17 protein-coding genes and 4 tRNA genes are annotated in these 16817 nt (G+C 40.2%); 5 read left to right on the top strand and 16 right to left on the bottom strand.

Annotated features, from left to right (window positions below):
* Positions 1-44 precede the first annotated feature (44 nt).
* The 10 genes from ACTRWE_RS17620 to xerD all read right to left on the bottom strand — a co-directional run bounded on the left by ACTRWE_RS17620 (position 45) and on the right by xerD (position 7609).
* A tRNA-Arg gene (locus tag ACTRWE_RS17620) sits at positions 45-121 on the bottom strand.
* A gap of 144 nt (positions 122-265) precedes the next feature.
* A tRNA-Arg gene (locus tag ACTRWE_RS17615) sits at positions 266-342 on the bottom strand.
* A 58-nt stretch (positions 343-400) separates the two neighbouring features.
* Positions 401-477, bottom strand: a tRNA-Arg gene (locus ACTRWE_RS17610).
* A 34-nt stretch (positions 478-511) separates the two neighbouring features.
* A tRNA-Ser gene (locus ACTRWE_RS17605) sits at positions 512-604 on the bottom strand.
* Positions 605-732: 128 nt separating this feature from the next.
* The gene (locus ACTRWE_RS17600; protein ID WP_013465804.1) at positions 733-915 is read right to left on the bottom strand and encodes a hypothetical protein; all 183 of its coding nucleotides are present in this window, start codon (positions 913-915) and stop codon (positions 733-735) included.
* A 355-nt stretch (positions 916-1270) separates the two neighbouring features.
* Entirely contained in the window at positions 1271-2806 is a 1536-nt protein-coding gene (gene lysS / locus ACTRWE_RS17595; protein ID WP_024600787.1) for a lysine--tRNA ligase, read from the bottom strand.
* A gap of 26 nt (positions 2807-2832) precedes the next feature.
* Positions 2833-3931, bottom strand: a protein-coding gene (prfB, locus tag ACTRWE_RS17590) for a peptide chain release factor 2 (protein ID WP_109874146.1) whose coding sequence is annotated in 2 segments (ribosomal slippage) — positions 2833-3855 and positions 3857-3931 — 1098 coding nt in all. Because the reading frame shifts where the segments join, the coding sequence is not laid out codon by codon here.
* Positions 3932-4076: 145 nt separating this feature from the next.
* Positions 4077-5798: a single-stranded-DNA-specific exonuclease RecJ gene (gene recJ / locus ACTRWE_RS17585; RefSeq protein ID WP_024600788.1), complete on the bottom strand. Its 1722-nt coding sequence runs from the start codon at positions 5796-5798 to the stop codon at positions 4077-4079.
* An 83-nt stretch (positions 5799-5881) separates the two neighbouring features.
* Positions 5882-6610: a bifunctional protein-disulfide isomerase/oxidoreductase DsbC gene (dsbC, locus tag ACTRWE_RS17580; protein WP_008467797.1), complete on the bottom strand. Its 729-nt coding sequence runs from the start codon at positions 6608-6610 to the stop codon at positions 5882-5884.
* Between the two features lie 72 nt (positions 6611-6682).
* Entirely contained in the window at positions 6683-7609 is a 927-nt protein-coding gene (gene xerD / locus ACTRWE_RS17575; protein ID WP_008110662.1) for a site-specific tyrosine recombinase XerD, read from the bottom strand.
* Between the two features lie 105 nt (positions 7610-7714).
* Here xerD and fldB point away from each other — a divergent pair, with 105 nt between their 5' ends.
* A complete protein-coding gene (gene fldB, locus ACTRWE_RS17570) occupies positions 7715-8236 on the top strand; it encodes a flavodoxin FldB (protein WP_008467792.1) in 522 nt (173 codons plus the stop codon).
* A gap of 47 nt (positions 8237-8283) precedes the next feature.
* On the opposite strand, the gene ACTRWE_RS17565 is transcribed toward fldB, so the two are convergent.
* Both ACTRWE_RS17565 and ACTRWE_RS17560 read right to left on the bottom strand, forming a co-directional pair.
* Positions 8284-8742: a DUF2147 domain-containing protein gene (locus ACTRWE_RS17565; protein ID WP_462880411.1), complete on the bottom strand. Its 459-nt coding sequence runs from the start codon at positions 8740-8742 to the stop codon at positions 8284-8286.
* A gap of 94 nt (positions 8743-8836) precedes the next feature.
* The gene (locus ACTRWE_RS17560; RefSeq protein WP_462880410.1) at positions 8837-9535 is read right to left on the bottom strand and encodes a tRNA1(Val) (adenine(37)-N6)-methyltransferase; all 699 of its coding nucleotides are present in this window, start codon (positions 9533-9535) and stop codon (positions 8837-8839) included.
* A gap of 76 nt (positions 9536-9611) precedes the next feature.
* Between ACTRWE_RS17560 and srmB the strand changes: the two genes are divergently transcribed.
* The gene (gene srmB / locus ACTRWE_RS17555) at positions 9612-10838 is read left to right on the top strand and encodes an ATP-dependent RNA helicase SrmB (protein ID WP_013465810.1); all 1227 of its coding nucleotides are present in this window, start codon (positions 9612-9614) and stop codon (positions 10836-10838) included.
* A 238-nt stretch (positions 10839-11076) separates the two neighbouring features.
* Positions 11077-11397 carry a BON domain-containing protein gene (locus tag ACTRWE_RS17550; protein WP_193050844.1) on the top strand — a complete coding sequence of 107 codons (321 nt, stop codon included), beginning with the start codon at positions 11077-11079 and terminating at the stop codon, positions 11395-11397.
* A gap of 166 nt (positions 11398-11563) precedes the next feature.
* Here the strand turns inward: ACTRWE_RS17550 and ACTRWE_RS17545 are convergent, their stop codons facing one another.
* From ACTRWE_RS17545 to yaaA, 4 genes are all read right to left on the bottom strand, one after another.
* Positions 11564-12235, bottom strand: coding sequence for a hypothetical protein (locus ACTRWE_RS17545; RefSeq protein ID WP_462880409.1), 672 nt, complete (start codon positions 12233-12235; stop codon positions 11564-11566).
* A 16-nt stretch (positions 12236-12251) separates the two neighbouring features.
* Positions 12252-13121: an HAD family hydrolase gene (locus ACTRWE_RS17540; protein ID WP_193050841.1), complete on the bottom strand. Its 870-nt coding sequence runs from the start codon at positions 13119-13121 to the stop codon at positions 12252-12254.
* 245 nt (positions 13122-13366) lie between these two features.
* A complete protein-coding gene (locus ACTRWE_RS17535) occupies positions 13367-14314 on the bottom strand; it encodes a mechanosensitive ion channel family protein (RefSeq protein WP_462880408.1) in 948 nt (315 codons plus the stop codon).
* Positions 14315-14433: 119 nt separating this feature from the next.
* Positions 14434-15213, bottom strand: a complete 780-nt coding sequence (gene yaaA / locus ACTRWE_RS17530) for a peroxide stress protein YaaA (RefSeq protein WP_024600793.1) — start codon at positions 15211-15213, stop codon at positions 14434-14436.
* A gap of 218 nt (positions 15214-15431) precedes the next feature.
* Here yaaA and tal point away from each other — a divergent pair, with 218 nt between their 5' ends.
* Both tal and ACTRWE_RS17520 read left to right on the top strand, forming a co-directional pair.
* Positions 15432-16382, top strand: a complete 951-nt coding sequence (gene tal, locus ACTRWE_RS17525) for a transaldolase (RefSeq protein WP_008110647.1) — start codon at positions 15432-15434, stop codon at positions 16380-16382.
* 226 nt (positions 16383-16608) lie between these two features.
* Positions 16609-16797: a DUF3545 family protein gene (locus ACTRWE_RS17520; RefSeq protein ID WP_008110646.1), complete on the top strand. Its 189-nt coding sequence runs from the start codon at positions 16609-16611 to the stop codon at positions 16795-16797.
* Positions 16798-16817 lie beyond the last annotated feature (20 nt).

Here is a 16817-nt window from a genome sequence, read left to right as displayed (position 1 = left end):
TCAGGCACAAAAAAACCGACTTAATGTCGGCTTATTTATGAAAGTGGTGGGCGCAGGAGGATTCGAACCTCCGACCGCCTGGTTCGTAGCCAGGTACTCTATCCAGCTGAGCTATGCGCCCACTTTCATATTTACTTATTTAAACTCTAAGTGAGAGTTGAAAGTGGTGAGCGTAGGACGTATCTAATAAGAATGAACCTTCGACCGCTTGGCGTTAGCCAACACTTTACTTATTTTATACTCTTAGCAGGAGTTGCAATGAAAGTGGTGGGCGCAGGAGGATTCGAACCTCCGACCGCCTGGTTCGTAGCCAGGTACTCTATCCAGCTGAGCTATGCGCCCACTTTCATTTTGCTTGTTTTAACTCTAAGCAGAGCGTTCTCTAAAAGAGAGTAAAGTATGGTGGGCGCAGGAGGATTCGAACCTCCGACCGCCTGGTTCGTAGCCAGGTACTCTATCCAGCTGAGCTATGCGCCCATACTTTATTTTACAAGATGCGCCATTTAAAAAATGGTGGAGAGGGAGGGATTCGAACCCTCGATAGAGCTACAAACTCTATACTCCCTTAGCAGGGGAGCTCCTTCGGCCACTCGGACACCTCTCCGTCTTGTGGGGCGTATAATAAAGATTTCAGAAAATATGTCAAACACTTTTCTGACAAAAGTGACTATATGGCTATAGATTGCACACATGCCTAGTTTTAAAGTGTAATTAGTTTGAAAAATAATCAGGTTAAGTGTTTGGGGTGCTTGAATTTACACCCATCACTGGCACTAGTTCGTCCGTAAGTTCAGCAAGGTATTGCTCTTGATAGCCTAACTTCTGAAACTCGGCAATACACGCGCGATAATACGCTTCTCGCTGTTGCTCTGTAGTGTTCTCATCAGGTAAAGATTCTACTCGTTTAGCTTTCATATTATTTCTCTAAGTCCTTTAGAAATTTTTATTTTTTACGACTAAGAATGACCGTGTATAAATTTAGGCCACATTTTAGCTAAAAAATTCACATAAATACAACATAATGTTTAAAAAACAATCATACCAAAAAGTTATAGCACTGCTGTAATGTTGCTAAGCAGTCAAGCAACTTTATGATAATGAAGCTGAATTAAAGATTAATTTACTTTTATACTTACACTTAATTATCAGTGTAGTACTTATTAATTAAAAGCCCTAATATGAAGTTTAGGCAATGTCTCACAAACAATAAGGCAAAAAAAAACGCCGCTAATTAGCGGCGTTAATAATTTTATAGTTTATTCCTTCAAGCTTAGTCAGCTTGTGGGCGCATGTGCGGGAATAAAATAACATCTTTGATAGTTGATGAGTCAGTAAATAGCATCACTAAACGGTCAATACCTATGCCCTCACCTGCCGTTGGTGGTAAACCATACTCAAGTGCGCGAATGTAGTCTTCGTCGTAGTGCATTGCTTCATCATCACCTGCGTCTTTTTCTTCAACTTGGCGAGAAAAACGCTCAGCTTGATCTTGTGCATCATTAAGCTCAGAGAAACCATTTGCAAGCTCACGGCCACCAACAAAGAATTCAAAGCGGTCAGTTACAAATGGGTTTTCGTCGTTACGACGTGCAAGTGGCGATACTTCCCACGGATACCCTGTGATAAATGTCGGTTGGATAAGCATATGCTCAGCCGTCTCTTCAAATATTTCACATAAAAACTTACCCGGGCCCCATACGCAGTTTTCAGGAATTTTAACATGCACTTGTTTAGCGTACGCTTTTAATTCTTCAAAGTGGTTTTCTGGGTCGTTAAATACCGCAGCATCAAACTCAGGGTTATATTTTAAGATTGCGTCACTCATGCTTAAACGTGTGAACGGTTGACCAAAGTCATACTCTACTGAATCAATCACTTCACCGTTTTCATCTTTAGTGGTGTTAACCACAATTGGGCTGCCCAGTACGTTAGTTGCAACTGTACGTAACATGTCTTCGGTGATGTTCATTAAATCAATGTAGTCAGCATACGCTTGGTAGAACTCAATCATAGTGAATTCTGGGTTGTGGCGTGTCGATAACCCTTCGTTACGGAAGTTACGGTTAATTTCGAATACACGGTCAAAACCACCTACTACTAAACGCTTTAAGTAAAGCTCAGGCGCAATACGTAAGTACATGTCGATATCAAGCGCATTATGATGAGTTACGAATGGACGCGCAGATGCACCACCAGGAATAACCTGTAGCATTGGCGTTTCTACTTCCATAAAATCGCGGTCTGCTAAAAAGCGACGAATACCTTCAACCACTTGTGAGCGAATACGGAATGTTTCACGCGTTGCTTCGTTAGTAATTAAATCAACATAACGCTGACGGTATTTCGTTTCTTGATCCGATAGGCCATGGAATTTTTCAGGAAGTGGACGAAGTGACTTAGTCAGTAGTTCGTACTCAGCCATGTCTACGTATAAATCGCCTTTACCCGATTTATTAAGCGGCCCTTTAACACCAATAATATCGCCAATATCAAGCTGGCCATATTTTGCTTTTAAATCTTTTTGTACGTCTTTTGATGCATAAACTTGTACACGGCCTTTCATATCTTGAATAGACATAAACGGACCACGCTTAGCAAGAATACGACCTGCAATCGATACTACGTGCTGTAATTCGATTAATTCTTCTTTACTCTTATCACCAAACTCAGCCTGCAAATCTGCCGTGTAATGCTCACGACGGAATTGGTTTGGATGACCGTTGGCTGGGCAATTTTCGCGAATAGCGTCTAATTTGCCGCGACGCTCAGCGATTAACTTATTTTCGTCTTGGATTTGATCAGTCATTTTTTAGCTCTTTTTTAGCTTGGTGGTTATAAACCAGATTTTAAGCTGGCTTCAATAAATTTGTCTAAGTCGCCATCGAGTACCGCTTGAGTGTTACGGTTTTCAACGCCGGTACGTAAATCTTTAATACGCGAGTCATCAAGTACGTAAGAACGAATTTGACTTCCCCAGCCAATATCAGACTTGTTGTCTTCTTGGCTTTGCTTTTCTGCATTTTGCTGTTGTAGCTCAAGCTCAAATAATTTCGCTTTTAACTGCTTCATTGCTTGGGCTTTATTTTTATGCTGCGAGCGCTCGTTTTGACACTGCACCACAGTATTAGTTGGCACGTGAGTAATACGTACCGCTGATTCAGTGGTATTTACGTGCTGACCACCCGCGCCTGATGCACGGTAAACGTCTATACGTAAGTCAGACGGATTAATATCAATCTCAATGTTGTCATCAACTTCTGGGTAAACAAACGCAGAAGCAAACGAGGTATGACGACGACCACTTGAGTCAAATGGACTTTTACGAACGAGGCGGTGTACGCCTGTTTCAGTGCGTAACCAACCATAAGCGTATTCGCCAGAAAAACGCACCGTTGCGCCTTTAATACCAGCAACATCGCCATCGGTGGCTTCAACAAGCTCTACTTTAAAGCCTTTTGCTTCACCCCAGCGTAAGTACATACGCAGTAAAATATTACACCAGTCTTGTGCTTCAGTACCGCCAGAGCCTGATTGTAAATCAAGGTAGGCATCGTTTGAATCGTGAGAGCCTGAAAACATACGACGAAACTCAAGCCCTTCAAGCTGCTGGTTTAAATCAGCTAGTTCGCTTTGTGCTTCATCAAAAGTGTCTTGGTCTTCAGCTTCAACAGCAAGCTCTACTAAACCTTCAACATCGTCAGTACCAGCAACAAGGTTATCGATTGTTTCAACCACGGCTTCTAGTGCTGACTTTTCACGACCAAGGGCTTGTGCGCGCTCAGGCTCATTCCATACGGCTGAATCTTCAAGTTCGGCGTTAACTTCTTCTAAACGTTCTTGTTTAAGAGCGTAGTCAAAGGTACCCCCGAAGCAGTTCAGTACGTTCGCGAATTTCCTTGATTTGATTAATCACAGGATTCACTTCAAACATGTACATTACTCCAAAATGGCTAGGTTATTGCGCACTTAAAAAAGAGACCGAGCGCAATTAAAAATCATTAAATAATAAAAACGCCCGATTTTAACAAAAAACCGCGCGTTTTATTAGCCTTTTATGCATGGTTTGAAGATATTTTTTAGCCCACTTTTTCAAGCTCTCTAACTATAAGTTGTAAGCTAAATTTACTTCTAAATTCATTTATATCGAGCTGATACGCTACTTTAACAAACTGCGCCTCGGTATCTGGCCAAGCTTTTACATCAATCCCAAAGGCAATGGCATCCACTAAGCGTGCAGACTGATGCTTTAATACTAGCTTTAAGTGTTTTTCACCCACAATACGCTGTTGGATTACTTCAAAGGTGTGTTCAAATATCGGCTCAGGAAACTGCTGCCCCCACGGGCCCGATTGTTTTAAAAGCTGGGCAAAATCCATGCTAAAGCAATCATTAGGTAACTCACCATCTGTAAATACAATACAGCGTTTACTTTCTTCACTGAGTTGCTCGCTAACTGCACTATTAAATGCGCGTTTGAACTCAGTAAATTGTTGCTCGTTAATACTTAAACCTGCCGCCATTGCGTGGCCGCCAAATTTATTAATTAAACCAGGCTGCGCAGTGTTTAAACCTTCAAGCAGGTCGCGCATATGTAAACCTTCAATAGAGCGACATGAACCTTTTATCTCACCGTTTTCGCCACCCGCAAATATCACGGTTGGGCGGTGGTATTTTTCTTTTAAGCGCCCCGCTAAAATGCCAATAACGCCTTGGTGCCAATCGTCTTGATACAAACAAATAGCATCAGGTACGCTATCTTCTTTAAATGCTAGCCTATCGAGCACGGCTTGCGCTTCTACTTGCATGCCTTGCTCTATTTCACGTCTGGCAAAGTTTAAGCTGTCAAGCTCACCGGCTATGCGCCTTGCTTGATTTATGTCGTTGCTAAGTAAGCAAGCTATACCTAGGCTCATATCATCTAAACGCCCTGCTGCATTTAAACGTGGCGCCAATGAAAAGCCAAAATCGCTGGCACTCAAACGAGCTGCATTGCGATTAGCCACTTCAATCAGTGCGGTGATACCTGGGCGGGTTTTACCACTTCGAATACGTGCCAAGCCTTGATGCACTAACGTACGGTTATTCGCATCCAGAGCCACCACATCGGCCACCGTACCAAGGGCTACAATATCGAGTAAGTCAGCAATATTTGGCATAGGATGTTGGTTAAAGTAGCCTTGTTCACGCAGCGCACTTCTCAGTGCGATAAGTAAATAAAACGCCACCCCAACACCGGCTATCGACTTAGAGGGAAAATCACAGTCATGGCGATTAGGATTAACAATAGCATCGGCATTAGGCAGTTGCTCGCCTTGTAAATGATGATCTGTAACCAGCACTTTAATGCCTGCTGCTTTAACAATATCAATCCCTGCAATACACGATATACCGTTATCTACGGTGATCACTAAATCGGGCTGCATAGTGACTATTTGCTCAGCCAATGCTGGGCTTAAGCCATAACCTAAACTAAAGCGGTCTGGCACTAAATAATCTAAATGGGTAAAGCCAAACATGGCCAACCCTTGCATTAAGGTGGCGGTGCTGGTTGCGCCATCGGCGTCAAAATCGCCAACAATTAGTATTTTACTTTGTGTATGCAGTGCATCAATTAATAGTTGGCTGGCTTTGTCTATATCTTTAAAAAGTTTGAAGTCGTGGAGTGTAGCTGCGCTATTGTTTAGCTCATCGGCATGGGACACATTTCGCGTGGCATAAATTTGCTTGATAACAGGGTGAAGATGGCTCGGCAGATGAGAGTCGTCAACGGGTTCTCGCGCAATGATCATTTTTTTCATGCTAGTTTTTAACTTATGATGTTCATGATATAAGACAAAAAAAGGCCATTAAGGCCTTTTTAAACACATACTCGGGGTATTGCTTAGCCCGCTTTGTTAGCCTCAAGCGCTGCGCTTAATGCCGCAGCAGGCTGATAACCTGGGATCATCGTGCCATCTTCTAAAATAATAGCCGGTGTACCGCTAATACCAAAACTCTGGCCTAACTGATAATGCTCAGCAACAGGTGCGCTACAGCCTTTAACAATTTGGGTATCTGCACCCGATTTAGCTTCAGTTAATGCTTCTTGCTGATCTTTCGCACACCATACATTCATTAAATCAGCGTAACCAGATCCTTGCAGACCGCCACGCGGAAACGCTAAATACTTAACGGTAATACCCGCATCAAGTAAGTCATCTAGTTCACGGTGTAATTTACGACAGTAACCACAGCTAATATCGGTAAATACAGTAATGCTGTGCTTCTCTTCAGGTGCTTTGTAAACAATCATTGAGTCTTCGTATTCTTTTAACCCTGATTGGCGCACACCATTAAGTGCTTGCTCGGTTAAGTTACTACGGTTGTTTAGATCGATTAGCGTACCTTGCATTAAAAATTGACCGTCAGGACTTGCATACAGCACACCTTTATTGGTGATCAATTCTTTTAAGCCTGCAACTGGGCTTGGATTAATTTGTTTAACGGTCACCCCTAGCGCGGCAAATTTCGTCACGATAGGATCTGTAGCATCCGGAGTGACTGCAACGCTATTAGCAAAAGCGCTCAAACTAGTGCACAACATGGCACCTGCTAACATTAATTTTTTCATAACGGGTTCTCTATCCTAAAAATACTTATCTTATCGTGTCTATATGACCGGCTTAGTGACAAAAAAATTCGCTTAAGCACGAGGGTGATGCTCAGCATGCACCGATTTTAATCGCTCATTCGCTACATGCGTATAAATTTGGGTAGTTGATAGGTCGCTGTGGCCAAGCATCATCTGCACCACACGCAAGTCAGCCCCATGATTTAATAAATGCGTTGCAAATGCATGTCGCAAGGTATGGGGTGATAACGGCGACTCAACGGATGCTAAAATAGCATAGTGTTTAATCCGATGCCAAAAAGTTTGTCGTGTCATACCCACCCCTCGCTTTGAGGGAAATACAAAATCGGTGGCGTGTTTTATCATTTGTGCGCGCCCGAGCTTTAAAAACTGCTCGAGCCAATACATAGCTTCTTCACCTAAAGGCACTAGCCGCTCTTTGTTTCCCTTACCTTTTACAAACACCACAGCTTGGCGCAAATTTATTTGCTCCATTCTAAGCCCCACCAGCTCAGTTACCCGCAGGCCTGTTGCATACAGTAACTCCAGCATGGCTTTATCGCGCAGCCCCATTGGCTCTTCAATGTTGGGCGCACTTAATAGCGCTTCTACTTCGGCCTCAGATAGCGTTTTTGGTAACGACTGCCCTGCCTTTGGCTGAGCAATATTGACCATAGGTGAGTCGCTAATTATTTTTTCACGCACAAAGTACTGATAAAAACGTTTTAATGCACTAATACTTCGCGCAGTGCTGCGTGGTTTTAGCCCTAAATCAACGCGGTGTGCTAGGTAACTTTCAACATCTAGGCTGGTTACCGTCATTAAATTTTCGCCTTTTAAAAACTGGCAAAACTTATCTAGGTCACTGCGATAGGCGCTCAGTGTATTTTCGCTCACGCCTTGCTCTAAATAGAGGCTATCTAAAAAGGTTTCTAAAAAGTCGCTATTGCTGCTTAGCTCAGTATTTTGTTCAGGTAAATCGTCAGATAGCGTTGTCACGTTGTGATCTCATGTTGGTAATACCACGGGAGAAGGTATCAATTAAAAATACCTTACGGTAAACTTGAGCCTATCATAACAGGCAATTACACAGTGATAAATACGATGCAGATTGGTTTATTTTTTGGTTCTACTACCTGCTATACCGAAATGGCGGCAGAAAAAATACGCGATATTATTGGCGCCGACATTGTCAGCTTACATAATATTAAAGACGAGCCGCTTAAAAACGCTGAGCAATATGACTTTATCATTTTTGGTATTTCTACGTGGGACTTTGGCGAAATTCAAGAAGACTGGGAATCAAAGTGGGACGACATAAAAGACGTTGACCTAAATGGTAAAACTATAGCCTTATTTGGCATGGGCGATCAGCAAGGGTATGGCCAGTGGTTTCAAGACGCATTAGGCATGCTTCACGACGAAATAAATGCCCAAGCCATTACTCAATTAGGCTTTTGGCCGAACGACAGTAATTACGAATTTGAAGCATCAAAAGCACTTACCGAAGACGGTAAACAGTTTGTAGGTTTAGCATTAGACGAAGACAGTCAGTACGAACTAAGCGACGAGCGTATTGCCACGTGGGTAGAACAAGTGATGACAGAGTACGCTGAAACCCTATAACTCACTATTGCAAAGAGCGCTGCCATGCAGCGCTTTTTAATTCTTAACTATTCTACTTTTAACCAGTATTGGTTACGGTAAAAAAAGCCCACATAACCACGCACTTCAAGTTTTTCGCCATTTTGCTGCGGTGTTAAACGCACGCTGTAGGTTTTACCGTTATTTGGGTCGAGTATTTCACCGTCTTCCCAACTACCGTCACCCGCATAGATCACATCTTCAATAATGGTCATCCCCAACATAGGTTGATTCTTTTTATCACCATCACACTCGGTGCAAAGTGCATCTTGCTTGGCTTTATTAAGTATTTTTTCAATTTTACCAGTCAGCACGCCATCTTGCTCAGTAATGCGCACGTACGACTTAGCCTCGTTGGTCTCTTCGTTAATAGTTTTCCAAAGCCCAACCGGTGTGGGGTTAGCAAAAACCTCAGAGGTGTTAAATAAGCTGCCCGCTAAAAGGGCTAGTAATAGTATTTTTTTTGATTTTTTAGTTAATAAATTCATCAAATTACTTTAAATATGAGTCAATAATGGTGCCATACTAACAACCCTTTATAAAACACTCTACGTAAAAATGCTTTAGGCATACAGCGTGGTATTACATATTTAAATAAAACGCCTTGCACAGTGCAATGTAGTCTTGACTGTAAGCATTACTTAACTCCCTTATGCATAGGGTGCTTTTACTTACTTCGCCATCATCATAACTAAAAGTCATCAAACTGCGGCTAAAGGGCTTATTTGGCATAGCTTGTACTTTGCAGTGACGATTTAAATGCAGCCCTTGCTGCTGTGCTAATGTTATAAATAACTGCGCCTCAGTGGTGGGTAAAATAAGATTAAAACGCGAATGTTGATGACTTAGATGCCTAAACGCACCAAGCAGTTCTGCAAAACTTAAACCATCGGTATGGCGAGCGGTATTTCGCGCTGCATTATCACCTTTTAAACTGTGATTAAAATAAGGCGGATTAGCTATAACACAATCAAATAAACCCACAGCCTCAAACTGCTGAATAGGCTGATGGTAAATACTAATATCTCGCCAAGGACTTTGCTGGCAATTTTGTAAAGCCTGCTGGTAGGCGGCTTCATCAACTTCAACCGCACTCACCTTTAAATGTGGCGCTCGTTGCTTACACATTAGAGCCAGTAACCCTGTGCCTGTTCCTATATCAAGTAACGTATTTGCGTGGCTTAAATCAGCCCATGCGCCCAGTAAAATACCATCGGTAGAGACCTTCATGGCGCACTGGTCGTGCTCAACCTTAAATTGTTTAAATGCAAAACCAGACATTTTTTCACCTTTTCATTCACCAAGCAGGTTTAAGTGCGTATAATTAACGGCAATTGTCCCCTATTTTTGACACTCTATGCAATTTTCTGAATTTGATCTTGATGATAAGCTACTCAATGCTATTAATAAAATGGGCTATGAAACCCCCACTAGCATTCAACAACAAGCCATTCCTGAGGCGTTGCAAGGACGCGATATTTTAGCGTCGGCACCAACAGGTACAGGTAAAACGGCGGCATTTTTAATTCCGGCAATTCAATATTTAATGGATTTCCCACGTCGTGACCCGGGCTTTGCACGGGTATTAATTATGACCCCAACGCGCGAGCTTGCTTATCAAATTCATGAACAATGTGAGTTACTTGCAAAACAAACCCAGTTAAAAATTGGGGTGGTTACCGGCGGTATAAACTACGGTACACACAAAGAAATTTTTGAAAATAATAATGACATTTTAATCGCCACACCTGGGCGTTTAATGGAATATTTAGAAACCGAAAACTTCCATGCAGAAAACGTAGAAATGCTCATTCTTGATGAAGCCGACCGCATGCTCGACATGGGTTTTCGTAAAGAAATGCTGCGCATTTGTGATGAAGCTAAGAACCGCCGTCAGTGCTTTTTATTCTCAGCCACCCTTGAGGGCGATAGCGTAGAATTATTTGCTGAGCGTATTTTAAACGACCCCGCGCTACTTGAAGCCGAATCATCACGCAAAGAAAAAGCTAAAATTCATCAATGGGTTCATTTAGCCGACGACTACCGCCATAAACTAGAGCTATTAGTTAACACTTTAAATGGCCCTGATGTTAGTAAAGCGATTGTGTTTGTAAAAACCCGTGAGCGTCTTGAAACCCTTATTGGTGAGCTTACTAATAACGGCGTAAAAGCTGCGTGGTTACGTGGTGAAATGCCACAAGATAAACGCATGAAAGCTATGGAAAATTTCCACAGTGGCAAAACCCGCATTTTAGTCGCGACCGATGTCGCCGCGCGTGGTATTGATGTAGCTGATATAAGCCACGTAATTAACTTTGATATGCCTCGCACTGCAGATGTTTACGTACACCGTATTGGCCGTACAGGCCGCGCGGGTAAAAAAGGCATAGCGATTTCACTAATTGAAGCGCACGATATTGGCATCCTTTACAAAGTAGAACGTTACATAGAGCAGAAGCTAAAACGCCGTGTATTTAAAGGATTAGAGCCAAAACATAAAGAAGCTAAGCCACCAGTTAAAAAGCGTAAAGATCCAGTAAAAATGAAAGCGAAGAAAAAAGCCAAAGCTAAAAAGAAAAAATAGCTTTAGCTTTAATACATTTGATTAAGCCGACGTTTGTCGGCTTTTTTGTGGCTTAAAAACAGTGAGTAAGCAATTCAGAGTAATATGTAAAAACTACTTAGCTGAATAACTACTTAATAAAATATCTAATTATTTCAAATGGTTAATTTTGGAATGAAACTTGTAACCCAAGCTAGTGTATGAGTATTAAAACGCCGAGTAACGGCGCTGCTTTTTCAAAAACACTAAGGATATAGTTATGAGTCGCATTAAATTTACTATCGGTTTTATTTCGTTTTGTTGTTTATTTTTATTAGTCTCTGCTTTTAAAGTTAGTGCAGCAACGCATTTAGCAGTAGTAAGTAGTGTGGCCACACAACCTAATTTACAACAATCTATTACTCATGAGTTACGTACTAATCCAAATTTAGAATTAGAAAATTTGAACGTACAGGTCGAAAATGGCGACGTTGAACTTAAAGGCAAAGCTAATAACGGTTTTGAACGTGCTCTTGCACAAAAATTTTTAGAAAATATGGATGGAGTTAAACGCATTAAAAATAACATCGCTATTATTTAAAATACTCGTCTTAGATCATTCTCAGAACTTCTACTCTCAACGCAACATCTACATAAATATGTACGATGTTGCGATTTAATATATCCATAGATAAAAATGATGTAATACTTATTTAATAATTTCAGCTTTTTCAGCTTTTTCAGCAACTTTAAGAAGTTCAACATCTTTAGGTAGCGCTAAAAGAGTTTTTTCCCCCCCGCGTTATACTAGTCTGTGGTTGAATTGAATTATCTTTAATATTTTTTGCCTCAGGTATCGTTATAAATAAACTAGCAAAACCAGTACTCAAAATAATGACGACTAACCATCTGTAAAAGATTTTATGTCTTAAAGTACTATCAACCTTAATTTCTTTAAAAAGAAAAAACCTGTATTTATTCTTATCTGTTGTGCTACTTGACTGAGTACCTATAGGTAAGTGAATTAACCCGAATAGTGATAAAATAGAAACATTTTGGCTTTGACTAGTTATACCATCTGCTAGCTGGCTTATCCCTAATATTTCATTTATCTCTTTTTCAACTTTCATCGATGTACCAACTGCACCTTTAAGGAATACATGGTACCAATAGGTATCCATAAAATGTATTAGCTGAGTGACGAAGGCACCTGCAACCGAGAATATTATGCCCGCTGATAATTTCAAGCCGAAGAAATCAACAAAAATTCCCTTATGAATAGATAATGCAACACCTGTTAAAAAACCAGAGAAGATAACGATTGCAAAATTTCTTACTTTCATCGATATATCATTAAAATGCTGTTGAACTAAGGTGGTCTGTTTCCAATATTCAACTAGATGCGTTGTTCGCTCATTTATTGTTAACTCATTGCTCATTAATTTCATCACCGGTTTATCTACGAAAGTCAATTATGTCTAAAAGTTCTGAAAAATTGTTAATAGAGAAATCAGCCTTATGTCTTACTCCCTTCTCTTTAAGAGCTCTTTCTCTTTCAACTTCCTCAGATGTCCAATGAGTTACATCTCGAAGCAAATTATAATCATCTGGCCTTTCTTCAAAATGCCCTACACCATATTTCGCAAATACAGATGTAACACCTGCATCCTTAGCCATATCTATGTCTTTTATCTCTGAATCACCGATATAAACACATTCATCTTTTTCAACATCTAGCTCATTTATTATATCTAATAATAATTTGGGATTCGGTTTAAATTCGTTAACGGGTGTATTTAAAAATTTAATATTTGCGAAACTTAACTTAGTACGTTCGCCATCATTAATAGGGATTTCTTGATGATCTCTTGGTGAGTAAACCCTCTCAATAAAAAAATCTAATCCTAAACGTTGCAATCTATATTTGGTATACCACTCTTTTGATTCTGTATAAGCTATAACCCTTACACGTCTGCATTTCAACTCAGTTAAAGTATCATAAACACCAGAAAATAATCTCATATGTTTAATTCTGTTACTCCTAGCCAAATGAATTGCAGGATTAAGTGCCTCTATAATATTTTCTCTAGAGCCATACATATTTTTTAAAGAAGGTAACTCCTCTAAAATAAATGCATACTCAGCAGTTCCATGTTTCCGATGTATAGGCTTTATCTCTTGAATTAACACTTCTTTAGGTATACCAGATATTTCAACAACCTTTTCAAGCATTGGGATAAAAGTCGCACACCAAATGTCAAACCAATCGAACAAAGTATTATCTAGATCGGTTATTAAAACAGACTTTTTAGGCTTATTTGACATACTGCCCTCTTTATAATGTGTATTTAATGTAGTCTTAAACTATCCCTATTATATGCAGTATGGGGAAAACTATAAATAATAGTTACTCTACATCATTTCTCCTCTAATGATACCAAACGTCTGAACATAGTACTATTAACCCATTAAATTCATTCTATTGTTTATGGTAGAAATATAAATCACTAATATTTGATTGTAAAAACGCGCTGTAAGTGGGAATTTATTTCCCACTCAGCTTACTCAATCTAGTTTGAGCTATCGCTGCCATTGCTTTCACTTTTAGTCGAATGCTGACTTATTTTATCGCTTATCATGGCATCGAGTTTTTCACCGCCCTTAATACCAAAATCCAACGTACGAATAGGAAACGGAATACTTATATCAGCAGCATCGAGTGCTTGCTTTACTGCCACAACCCCTTTGTGACGCACCGTCATAAAATCGGGCTCACCAGGGTATTTAATCCAAAACCATACCAGTAAGTTTATACTGCTATCACCAAAGCCTTCTGCGTACACCGCGGTCTCATTTTTGCGGATCACAAAGTCAAATTGATTAATTTTTTCGACAATAACTTCACTGGCTTTTTCTATATCATCAGCGTAAGAAATACCTACAGGTACCTCTATTCTTCTGACCCCTAAAGTGCTGTAATTACGCAGTACATTTCTAAATAGTATTTTATTAGGAACCAGTATCAACTGCCCGTAAAAGCTCTCTATTAGTGTGTTGCGCAAGTTTATTGAATGCACTGAACCAAATACGTTATCGGTCTCGATAACATCACCCGCTTTGAACGGTTTACGAATACCCATAGCAATACCCGCAATTAGGTTTTCGGTCATATCTTGAAAAGCAAAACCAATGGCGAGACCAACAATACCTGCACCCGCAAGCAGTGACGTAACGGTACTTTTTAAGCCCATAAAATCAAGGGCAATAAAGACCCCGACACTCAGAACAATAACTTTAAAAATGGAGGCCATTAAGTCAGCAATTTGAGTAGAATCGAGCGAGCGACGCAATACTTTTTTCATTCCTTTGCCTGCAAGGCGGGCAATAAATGAAAATAGAATGGCAATAATCACCGCGACTATAAAGTTAGGGATATGACTTATAACAACATCAAACCAACCGCCGAGCTTCTCTTCTATAAGTTTTTCGGCTTCTGTAATTGAGGGAATTGAGAGCATTTATTTTATACCTTAGTTTCTATTAATAACCTAAGGTTTGCAAAAATAGCGCCAGTATAAAAAAAGCCATGCAATGCATAGCTTTTTGGGTATGTGTTTAGCTGCAAATAGCGCTAAATTTAGCTTTGCTCTTCGCGCAAAAATACCGGTTCAAGTTCTTTAGTGGTTGCTTCTGAGCTAAAGTAATAACCGGCCACGGTAAACTCTTTAAGCTGACTTAATTGCGTGACTTGGTTTTCGATAAGGTAACGCGCCATCATGCCGCGCGCTTTTTTAGCGTAAAAGCTAATCACTTTATATTGACCGTTTTTACAGTCTTTAAAATGTGGCGTAATAATTTGTGCGTTAAGCGTTTTTTTATCTACCGCTTTAAAGTATTCGTTAGACGCTAAATTAACTAAGTATTGTGCATCTTGTGCCGCTAAAACGTCGTTAAGTTTATTAGCAATAATACTGCCCCAAAACTCATATAGGTTTTTACCACGGCTGTTTTCAAGCTTTGTACCCATTTCTAGGCGGTAGGCTTGCATTAGATCAAGTGGTTTTAATAATCCGTATAATCCCGAAAGTATACGTAAATGGTCTTGAGCGTAATCAAGCTGCTTAGTAGTGAGGGTATTAGCATCTAACCCGCCGTATACATCGCCGTTAAAGGCAAGCACCGCTTGTTTAGCATTACTCGTAGTAAACGGTTGCGCCCACTCACTAAAACGTGCTGCATTAAGGCCCGCGAGCTTATCGCTAATTTTCATTAAACTACCAATCTGCGCAGGAGTTAGTTCACGGCATACTTTCATGAGCGCTTCGCTGTGCTCAAGTAATTCAGGTTGAGTGAACTTATCTGTTGCGGGTGGCGTGTCGTAATCAAGATTCTTTGCTGGTGAAATAACAGTGATCATAGTTAGCTATTGACTTGTAAATTATTTAATGTCAATTTCAACATTAAATGAGACGAAAAGCACGTTTTGTTTAAAATTATCCTACCTAAAACTCAACCGTTACCGTTTTTTCATTGATAAGGACATAAGACCTATCAAGCATTGTCACACTGTTGCAGTATAGCTATATTAAGGTAGTTTAGATTTTCTTTTAACTTGCTTGGAATGAGGAAAAGCAAATGACTAGCGCTCTACAAAGGCTTAAACAACATTCTTCTATCGTGGCCGACACGGGCGATATAGAAGCCATAAAAAAACATCAACCTGAAGATGCGACTACCAATCCATCGCTGCTTTTAAAAGCGAGCGAGATTGAAGCTTACAAACCTTATCTAGATAAAGCATGGCAATACGCTAAAGAAACCGAGCAACAGCCTGCAAAACAACTAGAGCTGGCTTGTGACTATTTTGCAGTGTTACTCGGTAAAGAAATTAGCGAAATTGTTCCGGGTTATATTTCTACTGAAGTTGATGCACGTTTATCATTTGATACCCAAGCAACAATTAATAAAGCACATACTTTACTAAGCCTTTACGAGAAAGAAGGTGTAAGCAAAGACAAGATTTTAATTAAAGTTGCCTCTACTTGGGAAGGCATTAAAGCCGCAGAACAGTTAGAAAAAGAAGGCACTAAATGTAACTTAACGCTTTTATTTAGTGATGCTCAAGCCCGTGCCTGTGCTGATGCAAACGTATTTTTAATTTCGCCATTTGTTGGCAGAATTTTAGATTGGCACGTAGCAAACGGTATGGAAAAACCAACCGACCCGCTACAAGATCCTGGCGTACAATCGGTGCGTAGTATTTTTGAGTTTTACAAACGTCACGATTACAAAACGGTTGTTATGGGCGCAAGCTTTCGTAACACCGGTGAAATTATTGCCCTTACAGGCTGCGATAAGCTAACAATTAGTCCTAATCTTTTAGAAGAGCTAGGTAATTTAGAAGACGCACAAGAGTACTTACTAGAGAGCGACATTGCTAAAGAGCCAAAACCTGAGCCACTTAGCGAAGCACAGTTCCGTTGGTTACATAACCAAGACGCTATGGCCACTGAGAAACTAGCTGAAGGTATTCGCTCATTTGCAGATGCGCAAGAGCAACTAGAGGCACGCTTTAAAGCGATGTAACTAACAGCTGTTTAATGAGTTAAAAAACGTCGCTTTTAGCGGCGTTTTTTTATGCCTGCGATTTACTTTAAATACTCGACTTGTCCCCATTTACGTTCTTTTTGTATTGATCTTCATCAAAATACCACCCATCAGTAACAGTTTCGTCACATTTATATTCTATTTTATTAATAGCTGTGGTATAGATACTGCCGAGGTTCAAAAAGTGGTCAATAGGAGATAATCAATGGATAGCCTAAACGAAATAATAGAGATATTAGAAGGTTCTGATACATCGAAAAAAACCTCTCAAAAAAATAAAAAAAGAAAATGGCGCGAAATAGAAGCAATAAAAGATAAGCAACGTTTGCGCAAAGAACTACAGGAGCTCGACTATTTTGCTGATAGTATTGCTATTGATGAATTAGAGTTTTAATCAACAACAGCATCTAAAAA

The sequence above is a fragment of the Pseudoalteromonas sp. G5_S1_54_S4 genome (assembly GCF_054968565.1).
This window is presented reverse-complemented; position numbering and strand designations above follow the sequence as displayed.